Here is a 12,658-nt window from a genome sequence, read left to right on the forward strand (position 1 = left end):
GACGCGGGCTGCTGGGCCGGAGAGGCGGGTGCCAAAGGCGACGAGGCTGTCGCGGCGGCGGCCAAGGCCAAGCGGTTGGCCGATCAGGCCACCCGCGCGGCGGGTGTGGCACAGTCCAACGCCAAGCAGGCCGGCACGGCTGCCCGGCAGTCGCGCGACGCGGCCAACGAGACCGCCGCGCATGCCGAGGCGGCGGCGATCGCGGCGAACAAGGCCGCCGACTCGGCGGGTCAGTCGGTGGACGCCGCCAAGGACTCCACCGAGGCGGCGAACGCGGCCACCGCGGCCGCGAACAACGCGCTGAAGGCGGCCGACCAGGCCTCGACCGTGGTGGAGCTGGCACGCAAGGCGGACGCCGAGCAGCTGGCCCAGCAGCAGGACGAGGCGGTCCTGGCGGCCGAGGAGGCCTCTCAGGCCTACGACGAGAAGGTGGCCGCCTCCCAGTGGGAGATCGGCCGCATCCAGGAACTCAGCGCCCAGACAGAGCAGTTGGTGTCCGAGGCCGCGGCGGCCTCCGACCTGTCGGTCACGGCCGCCAAGGGACGTCAGGCAGCGGTCAACCTGCTTGCTACCGGCGGAACCTGGGTCCGGGACGCCGCCAGGGACGCACTGGCGGGCAGCGACGACGACGTCGCCGAGTTCGTGCGCGCCAGACTGGCGCTGGCCATGGAACAGGACGACCGCGCCAGCGTCGGCCACATCGCCCTGAACAGCGAGGTTCCCGCGCAGCGGCAAGCGGCGCTGGATGTGCTGGACAAGCCGATCGGCCAGGTACGTGAGTGGCTGCGTACGCGCGCCTACCCGGGCAAGGAGGACGACGACCGGGTCGCCGTGGCCAAGATCGCGGCTAAGGGCGGTCCAGGTGTGAAGGCCGCCGCGAGCGAGGCGCTGGACGGTACCGCGGCCGACGTGGCGGAGTTCCTGGAGACCGGGCAGTACCAGGCGCAGGAGGACGACGACCGCGTGGCGGTCGCCGAGGCCCTCGCCACCGGCGGCCCCGAGGTCCAGGCCGCGGTGCAGGCCGTGCTGTCGGGACCGGCGTCCGGGCTGCGTCCCTTCCTGGAGATCGGCCTGTACAAGGCACGCCAGCGGGACGCCAACGCCGCCGCGCACATCGCCGAGGTCAACGTCCTGCTGCAGGCCGCCTACAAGTCGGCGGCGCTCGCGGCGAAGGATGCCAACGAGGCGCAGAAGGCTGCTGCGGAGGCACGTAAGAACGCCGCCGAGGCCACCGCGTGGTCCAACAAGGCAAACGCGTCCGCCGAACAGGCGAACACATACGCCAAGCAGGCCGACAAGTCGGCCGACCAGGCCGCCGAATCCGCCGCCGAGGCGGCCGAGTCCGCTAGGACGGCCCGGAACGCGGCCGCGGCGGCCCAGGCGGACGCACAGTCGGCGGCCCGCTCGGCCGAACGCGCCCAGCACTCCGCCGCCATCGCCTACGGCTACTCCCTCGATGCCAACAACTCCGCCTATCAGGCCGGTCTTTCCGCGCTTGCGGCGGAAGCGGACTCCGCCGCAGCCGCCAAGGCTTCCACCGAGGCCGTAAAGACCGCCGCAGGCCTGCTGGTCGCGGAACTGAAGGCGCAGATCAAGGAGGAGGCCGCCCAGGAGACCAGCAAGCCGCTCAGCGACGAGGAGCTGCGCGCGGTACTGGAGAAGCGGTTGATCGAATTCCGCGGAAACCCCTGGGAGAACGAGGAGCTGAAGCCGGGCGAGACGCTCTTGGTCTGCGGCGGTGACGGCGCCGGCGGTATGGGCTGCATCACCACCACCTATCTCGACCGCCTGATCGCCTGGTACGTCGGTGCCGAGGAGATCGAGGAGTGCCTGGCGACCAAGAAGCTCTCGTGCCTCAAGGGCCTCGCCCTCAGCGCCCTCAAGATCAAGATCTTCAAGAAGATCAACTGCGGGAAGAGTAGCTTCACGCCGGGCACCCGGGTCCTGATGGCCGACGGCCGGGCCAGGGCGATCGAGGACGTCCGGGTCGGCGACCAGGTCATGGCCACCGACTCTGAGTCCGGCCGTACCGAGGCGAAGCGCGTCCAGCTGACCATTGGCAGCAGGGGGCAGAAGAACCTCGTGGACGTCACCGTCACCAGTCCCGACGGGCAGTCCACGGGCACGCTGGTCGCCACCGACAACCACCCCTTCTGGGTGGCGGGTGACCAGAACACCTGGACCGACGCCGGACAGCTCGAACCCGGCGACGCACTGCGGACCGAAGCCGGTACCTCCGCAGAGGTCAGCGAGACCAAGGCGTGGGCCACACCCGAGCAGCGCGTCCACAATCTGACGATCGCCGACTTCCACACTTACTATGTGGTGGCGGGCGAGACCCCTGTTCTGGTGCACAACGCGAGCTGCCCCATCGGCTTTACGAACGACACGGTCGGGGACGCCTTCACCAAGATGAACAAAGAGGGCGGTCACGCCATGCGCCACCTGAAAGAAGACGGGCTGATTCCTAGTAAGGGAAGCGTCAAGTCCCAGCTCGAGTACTTCCAGAAGAATTTCTCGCAGATTCTGACGTCGCCGGACAAGACGTTCGACTGGAGGACCGGGGGCACGGACGCCAAGGGATTCGCCAAGAAGGTCAATGGCAAGGTGATCGTGATCATGGTGGCAAAGGAAGGGCCTTATCAGGGCAAGATCATTACCGCGATGGTGCCCGGCGCCAAGAACATGGCGAAATGGGGTCTCCTGTGACCTCCCTCAAGGACGCCATCACATGGAGCGGCCCGGCGGTCTTCATCCTCTTCACGATCGGGCGAGCCGAATCCCGCCTGGAGGCGGGTGAGTTCGAGCTCTCCGGCACGCGACCGGACGAGGTCGGACTCTATGAGATGGTCTCCGATCCCAAAGAGAGGGAAGCGACCGTCTGGGAGTACGACCTCACCTTCGAGGACGATCGCCTGGACGACCCCGATTTCCCCGGTTATCTGCGAGAGTACCTGCGGAAAGCGGCTGTGCACGCGGAGGGAATCGCGTGGCTGACGTTCGAGGGGACCTTTCACTTCGACCACCTCTTCACCGACGACATCGCGGACCAGATCTACGGTTACTGCGTGGCAGGGGACGAACCTGTGGTCGTCTGGGATCGCGAGATCATGAAGAGTGATCAATGGAAGCGCGAGATCAGGGAAGCGCGATCGGTTCTGGACCGAGCTTTCCCGGCGTAACCGAAAGAGAAAGAGAAGGGCTCCCGGCCGATGCCGGGAGCCCTTCGTCGTAGGCCTGGAAAACGAGTCTTCGAACCTGATAGGGGTACGGCGATGACGGGCGGGCTCGCCGGTCACGTTATGTGAGGCGATTGGGGAGTGAGCACCGTGGACGCAAGGAACCCGCGAGCCTTCGTGATCATGATTGTTCTCTATGCAACCGATCATGATGCCGCGGATGACCTTGTAGTAGGTCTGCTGGGCCTCGGTGAGCTCGCCTCCAGTGGGCTTCTTGTGCGGGTGGCGGAAGCCGGTACCGGCGTTCTCGTAGCCGAGGTCGATCAAGTGGGCATGTCCAGTTGGGCGGTGCTGCGGCGCAGGGCATCGATCAGGCCGTGGCGGCGAGCGCAGATGGTGTCGTGCTCTCGGCCCGGACAGACCGGTGAGACTCAGATGGGCCAGCCGTCCGGGGTGGCAATGACCTGCACGTTCCCGCCGTGGTGCTTGTGTGTTCCGGCCGCCAGAACGGTCAGCCCTCAGGGAGGTAGCGGTAGGAGGTGGGGACCGACAGGCCGTTGCCGCAGGCAAGTTGGGACAGACAGGTACCGTCGATGAACAAGCGCAGGACAAGCACGGCCTGCCGGAAGCAGCCCAGAACACGCCTGCCACTGCGGATCCTGGCCGCGACGCGGTCACCACTCGTCCAAGCGTCGCCTCGCAGACCCGCGCCGACGCCTCACCCCGGATCCACCGGCTTGATGCCTGTGGATCCGGGGTGAACTGAGGTGAGCGGCGGGCAGGCGGATCGCCGGGCCGACACTGGCCCCTCACGCGAGCAAGCTCCTCGTAACAGCGGGACTGCACGGCAACAAGTAGTGGCCTCGAACCCCGACGACCTCGGCGTGTGTGCGGCACGGGTACCCGCGTGATCAAGGTCCGGCAGTGGGGTTACCACTCCTCACCCAAGGCCTGGAGGACGTAGAGGCGTACGACCTCGTCGTACGGCGCACAGTCCAACGGCCGCGGCGAAATGTGCAGAGGTGGTTGCCAGCAGTCCTCCTCGGCCAGGAGCGGGGATGTGCGCTGTGCACGTCGGCGCCGGCGTCGCCAGCGGGCGTCGTGGGGGTTGGGCAGCCTCCACACGTACGGGTCCGGTGTGCGCGGTGGCCGGGTGAGTTCGGGTAGGGCCGGTGGGCTCGGCGTGCGAGGGCGGAGTGCGGCGGCCGGCCTGGTGACCAGTCGTGCCGTCAGCCGGAACATGCGGGGCGACTTCCGGCAGCGGGAAGGTGGCCCACGAGCACTTGGTGAAGCGGCGCAGGTCGCATCCCCATTGGCTGGTGAGCGCCGAGATGACGGCCAACCCGCGCCCGTTCTCGTCCTGTTGGCCGGCGGTACGGGGTACCGGGGTCTTCTGCTTGTCGGGGTCGGAGACCTCCAGGAGCAATTGGGCGCCTTGGAGGGTGAGGGTCACCTCCACGAGGGCGAAGGTCACTTCGCAGTGCCGTACGGAGTTGCTGACGAACTCAGTGGCCACAAGGGCGACGTCGGCGGCGAGTTCGGTGGGCAGGCCCCAGTCGGCGAGGGCCTTTCGGACCTGGGTACGGGTTTTGGGGACGTTTCTGGGGTGCTTGGGGATGCGGAAGGCGGCTGTTTGGCGGGGCTCGGGGTGGGGCTGGGGTGAGGTGGGTTCGGGCATGGCGGAGTACCCCCTGACGCTCGGTCACATGCACGCCGTGCGGCGGTGCACGTGCACCGAGGCTAGACATCAGATCTCAACTCACGCAATGAGAACTGATGCACACGTGCATAAGATGCCCCTATCGAGTGACGCTGGCCTACAAATGCCCGCTGGACGGGCAGACTTGGCAACCCGTGAGGCCAGGAGATGGAGGCGGCGACATGCCCGCAGGTGGGAAGCCGACCGTGCGCAGCAGGCGGTTCGGCCGCAAGATGCAGCAGCACAGGACCAACGCCGGGTTCGATCAGGCGCAGGCGGCTGCCTTCATCTACGGATCACGATCCAAGATCAGCCGCATGGAGGACGGCATCACCACCGCGAAACCGGCGGAGGTCCTGCTGCTCCTGGACAGGTACGGCGTTCCGGAGGAGAAGGAACGCGAGCACCTCGTGTGGCTCGCGAAGAACAGCGGTCACCGTGGCTGGTGGCTCGAACACGCCGCCCACCTGCGGCCGGACTACCTCGACCACATCGCGTTGGAGGACGACGCGACGTACATCCGCGAGTGGCAGCCGGTGCTGTTCCCCGGGCTCCTGCAGACTCCCGCCTATGCGGAAGCGGTCATCACAATGGGGCCCAACTTCGTTGCCCCCGAACGGGTCGTCCACCTGGTGAAAGCTCGCGAGGGGCGCCAGGTGAAGGTCGGTGAGGGTGGGGCGACGTACACCGCCATCCTCTGGGAATCGGTCATCACGCAGCCCTTGGTGAACGTCGAGGTCCACCAAGAGCAGTTGTCCTCGCTTCTTGAGGTAGGGAAGCGGCAGAACGTGACGGTGCAGGTGCTGCCGCTCGCCTCAGGGGTGTTGGCGGGATCGACGTCCGCCTTCTCTTCCTTCAGCTTCGATTCCGAACCGACCGTCGAAGCGGTGACATTGGACAACTTGAGGGGCACGTCAGTCCTGGAGAGCGCCGAAGACCTTGCCGCTTACGCCAATGCGTTCGACCTACTACGATCGGCAGCACTGGCGCCGGACGCGACCGCGCGACTCATCCGGCGCGTACTGCGGACCATCAAGGAAGACACATCGTGACCGAACCGATTGGCCCCTTCCGGAAGTCTTCGTACTCCGGACAGGAGAACAACTGCGTTGAGGTTGCCACCTGCGCCATAGGCGACCGAGCTGTGCGCGACAGCAAGGACCACACCGGCCCGATCCTCACCTTCGCCCCCGGCGGCTGGCAGGCCTTCCTGGCCGGTGCCAAATCCGAGGGGTTCGGCCACGTCGCTCGCGGTTGAGGCTTGTGCCGTAACTGCTGGTCGCAGCAATGGCTTGTGCTGGAAACTCGGTGGCCGCCGAGTTCATCTCGCCGGTAGCGTCCGGTCTTCCGATCGGCCGTACCGGCGGCTCCCAGGTTCAGAGAGCGATTCACATGACCAGTCGACAAGCGACGACAACCCTCTGGCGCCCCACCGGCCCCAAGGAACTGGACCTGGTCCGTGATCTGAACTGGCGCGCATGGCCACCTCGGCTCCCCGAGCAGCCCATCTTCTACCCGGTTCTCAACGAGGACTACGCGATCAGGATCGCCCGGGACTGGAACGTGAAGCACGACGGTGCCGGATTCGTCACCCGATTCGAGGTCGACTCGGAGTTCCTGAGCCGCTATCCCGTCCAGCAGGCCGGCGGGCAGACGATCCTCGAACTCTGGATCCCGGCTGAGGAACTGGACGACCTCAACGCCCACATCGTCGGCGAGATCCAGGTCGTTCACGAGTTCCACTGAGGCAAGGAGCCGTACCGCATGTCGTCCGAACCCGGGAGTCCGCAGGGCCCCGAGTGGCAGACCGTCTGCCGTGTCTGTGGGTACGACGACGGCGTGGAGCCCTTCTGGGAACACGGCTGGCCCAACGAGGGCGCCATCTGCCCGTGCTGCGACAACGAGCCCGATGTCAGCGACGTCAGCGTCATGGGGATCCGCGGCTACCGCGGCTACTGGCTTGGCGACCTCCAGGGCGCCCCCTGGAGGTCGCCGAGCTCCCGCCCGAAGGACTGGGACCTGCTGGAGCAGGTGGCCCACATTCCGACCGAGTGGCGCTGACTGCTGCTGCAGGACCGGCGGGCCCGCGTGACCATACGCGGGCCCGCTTCCGAGTTCTCGAGCCTCGCCCCGGGCCCTGCCGGATGGTTTCCCGTCGAACCAATTTCCCAAATAAATTCTGCAAAAATACCTTTGGAAAGCCTCTGGGTGTTCTAACCTCCCGTCATGGCAAGCGAAGAACAGAGACGCGTGCTCGATCCTGAGCAGGACGCGGCAGCCTTGAAGGCCCTTACGCACCCGTTGCGGATCCGGCTGCTCGGGCTGCTGCGGCAGGACGGCCCGGCCACCGCGAGTGAGCTCGCGGTGGCGACCGGGGAGTCATCCGCTTCCACCAGCTATCACCTGCGAGTCCTGGCGAAGTACGTGTTCGTCACCGAGGCCGAGCACCGTGACGGGCGGGAGCGTCGCTGGCAAGCGGTGCACTCCGTGACCTCCTGGAACAACAAGGCAATGGAAGCCTCGCCGGGCAGCCGCACCTGGCTCAGCTTGTCGCGCAGGGCGCAGATCGAGCACCTGGAGGCTTCGCTCGTCCGGCACGAGGCCGATATCGCCGACGGACGGCTGGGACAGGAGTGGGTGGAGCCTTCGGGGATCAGCGACCTGATGCCCCACCTGACCCCCGAGTCGCTCACGGAACTCAGGGAGGTGATCGACCGGAAACTGGAGGAACTGACCACCCGCGACGCAGGGGATCCACGCGCCGCTCAGGTCGTACTCCTCACCGCCGGGCTGCCCCTGGCCCCGCGCCCCGCAGGGGCGAAGCCGGACCCCTCCGCCCTTGCGGAGACAGATGCCGACAACGCGTCATGACCAGACCGCTGGACATACCCACCGCTAGCCGCCGCTACGTCACGGTCTGCACCCTCTTCTGGCTGCCTCTCGGGCTGACCATCGCCCCTGGCATCCTGCTGTTCACCGAGCGCGGCATGACCATGGCGGCCATCGCGGGCTTCTTCGCCGCGCACTCCCTCACCGCCGCAGCGCTGGAACTGCCCACCGGAGGACTGTCCGACGTACTGGGACGCCGCACTGTCCTGGCCGCCGCCGGCCTGCTGAACCTGGTCGCCTTGGCTCTTCTGGGTCTGGGCACCACTCCCTGGGTGCTCGGCCTGGGCATGGCGCTGATGGGTACGGGCCGTGCCCTGTCCAGCGGACCGGCCGAAGCCTGGTACGTCGACACCGTCCACGCCCATTCCGGCCCCGGCGCCGAACTGCGCACCGGCCTGGCACGCGGCTCCGCTGCGACATCCGCCGCGCTCGCCTCGGGCACCCTGCTCGGCGGCGCCCTGCCCTGGCTGCTCGGACTCGGACCCGACCTCGGTACCCGGCTGAGCCACGCCACCTCCGGGCTGGTGCTGCCCCTTTCCGTCCCGCTGCTGCTGGGTGCGGCGGTCGAGGTCGCCTTCGTGCTGTACGTCCTGACTGCTCTGCCCGAACCGCCCCGGCCGGCAGCCACCCTGCGTGACGTCCTCCGTGGGATCCCGGTCACCGTCGCGGGCGGGCTGCGCCTGGGTCGCCGCGATGTGCTGGTCCGCCGGGTGTTCCTCAGCGCAGGCGCTGTCGGCAGCGCCCTGGCCGCGATCGAACTGCTCACGCCGGGCCGTGCGGCGGCCCTTACGGGCGCATCGGAGTCGGGGGCGGTGCTCTTCGCCGCACTCGCGTGCGCCGGATTCATCTGCGGGGGTCTCGGCAGCCACCTCGCACCGCTGATCGCCCGGCTCGCGGGCAGCGGCGAACGCGCGGTCATGGTGAGCCTCGGCGCCGGCGCGAGCGGCCTGCTTCTGCTCGGCGCCACCGCAGCATCCACAGGAGTGGCCTCCATGATCCTCGCGGCCACCGGCTACGGCCTGGTCTACCTCGGACTCGGCGCGGCGGGACCCAGCGAGAACGACATCCTGCACCGCCGTGTCGACAGCGCGGGCCGGGCCACGGCACTGTCCGTCCAGTCCCTCGCCCTGCAACTGGTAGGAGCCCTTACCGGTTTGGTCGTCGGCGTCCTTCCACCAGGGCCGCTTCCCTGGCTGCTGGGAGGCACCGCGCTCCTGGCAGGAACACTCCTATGGGCCCACCGCAGCGAGCCCACACATCCCACTCCGCCGACAAAACCTCAGCCGCACACCGTGCCCTCTGCCCCGAGCACCGTCGGCTCCGACCCGCATCAAGCGAATGCCGGTCAGTAGCACCCGGGACCAACAACCCGCAGATCGACAAGCACAGAGGCATGCAGCGGGGTCCGCCCGTTGAGCGCGACGGAGTGTCCGAAGCCTCGAAATGAAGGGCACCCGAAGGAACCCTCCGCACCTCCGCGTGCGCCCACCCTCCACCCGTGATCGGATGCTGAAGTGGACCGGCAGCGGGCCGGCGGCGAGAGCGCGGGCGAGAGTGAGGGTGCGGGCGTGGAGGCGCCGGAGGGTGGTCCGGGGTTCTGGCGCGTCTGGTCGGCGCGGGTGCGGGAGCTGCTGGGGCAGATTCTCGACGGGACGCCCGCCGCCATCGCCGTCCTCGACACCGAGCTGCGCTTCCGGTACGTCAACGCCACCCTCGCGCACATGAACGGCGTACCGGCCGCCGAGCACCTCGGCCGTACCGTCGCCGAGGTCGTCCCGGGGGTCGAGGCACGCGAGGACGTGCTGCGGGCCGTCATCGCGGACGGCATCCCGCGCGAGATCATCTCCAGCGGCCATACCCAGGCCGACTCCCCGCTGGAACGGCGCTACTGGCACGGCGCCTACCACCGGCTGAGGCAGGACGGCCGGACGCTGGGGATCGTCGGCATCGTGCTGGAGATCTCGGCCGCCCGGCAGGAGCAGCGGGAGCTGGAGCGGGCCCGCGAGCGCCTCGCCCTGCTCGACGAGGCCGCCACCCGGGTCGGTACCACCCTGGACATGGACACCACCTGCCAGGAGCTGGCCGAGTTCCTGGTGGCGAAGCTCGCCGACGCCGCCACCGTGAAGGTCCTCCCCGAGCACGGCACCAGCCGGGCGCCCCGCGACGGATCCCTGCGGCTCCGCCGGGCGGCGCTGGCCGCGGTGCCGGAGCTGGAAGGGGCGATGCGGCCCCTGGGGCGGCCCGGCGAGTACGTCGATCATCAGCCCGGCTCGTCCGTCGTGCGTTGTCTGGCGGACGGTCGTCCGGTGATCGACAACCTGATGGACGAGCAGGACATCGGCCGCGCCGCCGCCCACACCGGCAACGTCGCCGCCTATCTGGCAGCCGGCATCCACTCCGCCCTGATCGTGCCGCTCACCGCCCGCGGCCACGACGTGGGCACCGTCACCATGGTCCGGGCGGGCGACTCACCCCTGTTCGACGAGACCGACGCCGTGATCGCCCAGGACCTGGCCGGCCGGGCCGCCATCAGCCTCGACAACGCCCGCCGCTACACCACCGAGCACAACGCCGTCGTCCAGTTGCAGCGCGCCCTGCTCGCCGAGCCGGGCCGGCCGCACCCGGACATCGACGTCGCCTACCGCTACCGGCCCGCCGGGCGGGGTGTGCTCGTCGGCGGGGACTGGTACGAGACCGTCGCCCTCGACGACGGACGTACGCTGCTGGCCCTCGGCGACGTGATGGGCCACGGCCTGGAGGCCGCCGTCGCGATGAGCCGCTACCAGGCCATGCTGCGCGTGGTCGCCGCCCGGGAACCCGGCCCCGACCGCATCCTGCTCGAACTCGACCACCTGCTGCACACCACCGCCGCCGACCGTCCCGCGACCTGCCTGATCGCCATCGCCGACCCGCGCCGGGGCATCTGCACCTACGCCAGCGCCGGACACCTTCCCCCCGTCGTCTTCCGCCCCGACGGCCGGGCCACTCTCCTCCCCGTCCCGCCCGGACCGCCCCTGGGCACCGGCCACAGCCGCTACGTCTCCTTCACCGCCCCCTGCGAGCCGGATCACACCCTCCTCCTCTACACCGACGGTCTGATCGAACGCCGCCACGAGGACATCGACGCCTCCCTGCGCCGTCTCACCCGCGTCCGTGGCTGCCCGGCCCCCGAGGATCTCCTCGACCAGGTCCTCGACGAGGTCGCCCCCGCCGACCCGGAGGACGACATCGCCCTGGTCGCCGCCAGGTACAACCCGGCCGGAGGCTAGAATTCCGGCCGGTCGACGACAGGGAGCAGGGAATCATGACAGCGGACCATGCGCAGGCCCAGGATCAGGACCAGGCGGCGGAGAAGGTGGAGCGGTTCGAGGTGAGCCGTGCCATCGCCGCACCGGCGACCCGGATATTCGGCCTGCTGTGCGATCCCGACGGGCATGTGGCGATCGACAGTTCGGGCATGCTCCAGGCCGCCGACGGCGAGGCCGTGCGCGCGGCCGGGGACTCGTTCGTCGTCCACATGGACCGCGAGGCGCTCAACGACCGGCCGATGGGCCGCTACGACGTCACCGTGGAGATCACCCGGTTCGAGCAGGACACGCTCATCGAGTGGACGCCGACGTCCCCCGCCCTCCAGCCCTCCGTCAACCACCACTTCGGCTACCGGCTCCGCCCCACGGCGAACGGCACCGAGGTGACCTCGTACTACGACTGGAGCCGCATCCACGAGCGGTACCGGGCCGCCGGGATCTTCCCCATCCTCCAGGAGTCCGCACTGCGCGCCACCCTCGGCATCCTCGCCCGGACGGTCGAGCGGGGCGCCTGAATCCTGTCCTGGCCCTCCCTCTCCGGCGTACGAACTCTGTACAGTCCAGTCCCACACGGAGATGAGAACCAGATTCTCAGACAGGAGAACATGGTGCGTGCCGACATCGTGAAGGCTGGGTTCATCGGGCTCGGCAGCATGGGACTGCCGATGGCGCGCCGCATCCGGGCCGAGGGGCACGACCTCACCCTCTACGCCCGCCGGCAGGCTTCCCTCGCGCCCTTCGCGGGTGCGGACGGCGTCACGTTCGCGGCGACTCCGGCCGAGTTGGGCGCGGCTGTGGACGTGGTCGGCATCTGCGTCTTCGACGCGGCGGGCGTGGAGGAGGTCGTGTTCGGGCCGGACGGGCTGGCCGGCGCTCTCAAGGCGGGGAGCGTGGTGCTCGTACACAGCACGCTGTCGCCCACGCAGATACGGGGGATCGCGGAGCGGGCAGCGCCGTACGGTCTCCGTGTCCTCGACGCGCCGGTCAGCGGAGGCGCCGAGCGAGCCCTCGCCGGTGAGCTGACGATCATGGTGGGCGGTGACGCGGAGGCGCTCGCCGACGTCTCCGGTCTCCTGTCGTCGCTCTCGCGGCATGTCGTGCATCTGGGCGGGGTCGGGGCCGGGTCGTACGCGAAGCTCGTCAACAACACCCTGTTCGCCGCGCAGATCGCCCTCGCGGACGACGCGATGCGGGCCGGCGAGGCGCTGGGTGTCGACCCGGCGGGCCTCGCCGACATCCTGACGACGAGCAGTTCGGCCTGCGTCGCCTCGGGAGTCCGGCTGCGGGCCGGCTCCCTCGCGGGGATCGCCGGTACGCCCGCCGACGCGGCCCTCACCAAGGACGTCACGCTGACGGCCGACCTGCTCGGTGACGCTCCCGGCAGCGAACTCGTCGACGTGGCAAGGCGGTTCGTCGCCGGGATGCGCGCGAGCGACCGGCCCTGACCCGACGGTGGGTCACCTGGCCGGTCCGCGGTGACCGCCCGGGCCTCTCGGAACCCTGTGCAACGACTGTGTACCGGGAATGCGGCGGAACAGTCGCAAACCCTGGCACAGCAGATCCCGCTGCTACCTTCGCCCGAC

12 protein-coding genes and 1 pseudogene are annotated in these 12,658 nt (G+C 69.0%); 11 read left to right on the plus strand and 2 right to left on the minus strand.

Translation table 11 applies throughout. The features are described 5' to 3' along the window. Together G3I71_RS19185 and G3I71_RS19190 are read left to right on the plus strand one after the other, a co-directional pair. Window positions 1-2,709 (plus strand): polymorphic toxin-type HINT domain-containing protein (locus G3I71_RS19185; RefSeq protein ID WP_275409228.1); only part of this gene is annotated, 2,709 nt, incomplete at its 5' end. Beyond that, window positions 2,706-3,182 (plus strand): hypothetical protein, encoded by a 477-nt coding sequence (locus G3I71_RS19190; RefSeq protein WP_164316038.1) that lies wholly within the window; start codon window positions 2,706-2,708, stop codon window positions 3,180-3,182. The genes G3I71_RS19185 and G3I71_RS19190, both read left to right, overlap by 4 nt. Before the next feature lie 303 nt (window positions 3,183-3,485). Here the strand turns inward: G3I71_RS19190 and G3I71_RS19195 are convergent. Both G3I71_RS19195 and G3I71_RS19200 read right to left on the minus strand, forming a co-directional pair. Further along, window positions 3,486-3,825, minus strand: a pseudogene (locus G3I71_RS19195) (transposase family protein); the annotation flags it as partial. Between the two features lie 294 nt (window positions 3,826-4,119). After that, window positions 4,120-4,857, minus strand: a complete 738-nt coding sequence (locus tag G3I71_RS19200; RefSeq protein ID WP_164316039.1) for an ATP-binding protein — start codon at window positions 4,855-4,857, stop codon at window positions 4,120-4,122. 203 nt (window positions 4,858-5,060) lie between these two features. On the opposite strand from G3I71_RS19200, the gene G3I71_RS19205 reads away from it, so the two are divergent. From G3I71_RS19205 to G3I71_RS19245, 9 genes are all read left to right on the plus strand, one after another. Next, the gene (locus tag G3I71_RS19205; RefSeq protein ID WP_164316194.1) at window positions 5,061-5,930 is read left to right on the plus strand and encodes a helix-turn-helix transcriptional regulator; all 870 of its coding nucleotides are present in this window, start codon (window positions 5,061-5,063) and stop codon (window positions 5,928-5,930) included. Beyond that, entirely contained in the window at window positions 5,927-6,136 is a 210-nt protein-coding gene (locus G3I71_RS19210) for a DUF397 domain-containing protein (protein WP_164316040.1), read from the plus strand. The genes G3I71_RS19205 and G3I71_RS19210 overlap by 4 nt, the downstream gene beginning before the upstream one ends. Before the next feature lie 134 nt (window positions 6,137-6,270). Further along, the gene (locus G3I71_RS19215; protein WP_164316041.1) at window positions 6,271-6,624 is read left to right on the plus strand and encodes a hypothetical protein; all 354 of its coding nucleotides are present in this window, start codon (window positions 6,271-6,273) and stop codon (window positions 6,622-6,624) included. A gap of 18 nt (window positions 6,625-6,642) precedes the next feature. Beyond that, window positions 6,643-6,939 carry a hypothetical protein gene (locus G3I71_RS19220; protein ID WP_164316042.1) on the plus strand — a complete coding sequence of 99 codons (297 nt, stop codon included), beginning with the start codon at window positions 6,643-6,645 and terminating at the stop codon, window positions 6,937-6,939. Window positions 6,940-7,104: 165 nt separating this feature from the next. Then, window positions 7,105-7,749 carry a helix-turn-helix domain-containing protein gene (locus G3I71_RS19225; protein ID WP_164316043.1) on the plus strand — a complete coding sequence of 215 codons (645 nt, stop codon included), beginning with the start codon at window positions 7,105-7,107 and terminating at the stop codon, window positions 7,747-7,749. Continuing rightward, window positions 7,746-9,119, plus strand: a complete 1,374-nt coding sequence (locus G3I71_RS19230) for an MFS transporter (protein WP_164316044.1) — start codon at window positions 7,746-7,748, stop codon at window positions 9,117-9,119. The genes G3I71_RS19225 and G3I71_RS19230 overlap by 4 nt, the downstream gene beginning before the upstream one ends. Before the next feature lie 162 nt (window positions 9,120-9,281). Further along, window positions 9,282-11,036, plus strand: coding sequence for a SpoIIE family protein phosphatase (locus tag G3I71_RS19235; RefSeq protein ID WP_343242998.1), 1,755 nt, complete (start codon window positions 9,282-9,284; stop codon window positions 11,034-11,036). A gap of 35 nt (window positions 11,037-11,071) precedes the next feature. Further along, a complete protein-coding gene (locus tag G3I71_RS19240; protein ID WP_164316045.1) occupies window positions 11,072-11,590 on the plus strand; it encodes an SRPBCC family protein in 519 nt (172 codons plus the stop codon). 90 nt (window positions 11,591-11,680) lie between these two features. Beyond that, window positions 11,681-12,520 (plus strand): NAD(P)-dependent oxidoreductase, encoded by an 840-nt coding sequence (locus tag G3I71_RS19245; RefSeq protein ID WP_203730803.1) that lies wholly within the window; start codon window positions 11,681-11,683, stop codon window positions 12,518-12,520. Window positions 12,521-12,658 lie beyond the last annotated feature (138 nt).

It is taken from the genome of Streptomyces sp. SID12501 (assembly GCF_010550245.1).
Taxonomy (GTDB): Bacteria; Actinomycetota; Actinomycetes; order Streptomycetales; family Streptomycetaceae; genus Streptomyces.

Excerpts from the sequence above, each read along its gene's own strand:
- G3I71_RS19205 (WP_164316194.1), top strand. The coding sequence starts at position 5,061 with ATGCCCGCAGGTGGGAAGCCGACCGTGCGCAGCAGGCGGTTCGGCCGC.
- G3I71_RS19245 (WP_203730803.1), top strand. The coding sequence starts at position 11,681 with ATGGTGCGTGCCGACATCGTGAAGGCTGGGTTCATCGGGCTCGGCAGC.
- G3I71_RS19215 (WP_164316041.1), top strand. The coding sequence starts at position 6,271 with ATGACCAGTCGACAAGCGACGACAACCCTCTGGCGCCCCACCGGCCCC.
- G3I71_RS19225 (WP_164316043.1), top strand. The coding sequence starts at position 7,105 with ATGGCAAGCGAAGAACAGAGACGCGTGCTCGATCCTGAGCAGGACGCG.
- G3I71_RS19220 (WP_164316042.1), top strand. The coding sequence starts at position 6,643 with ATGTCGTCCGAACCCGGGAGTCCGCAGGGCCCCGAGTGGCAGACCGTC.
- G3I71_RS19230 (WP_164316044.1), top strand. The coding sequence starts at position 7,746 with ATGACCAGACCGCTGGACATACCCACCGCTAGCCGCCGCTACGTCACG.
- G3I71_RS19240 (WP_164316045.1), top strand. The coding sequence starts at position 11,072 with ATGACAGCGGACCATGCGCAGGCCCAGGATCAGGACCAGGCGGCGGAG.
- G3I71_RS19200 (WP_164316039.1), bottom strand. The coding sequence starts at position 4,857 with ATGCCCGAACCCACCTCACCCCAGCCCCACCCCGAGCCCCGCCAAACA.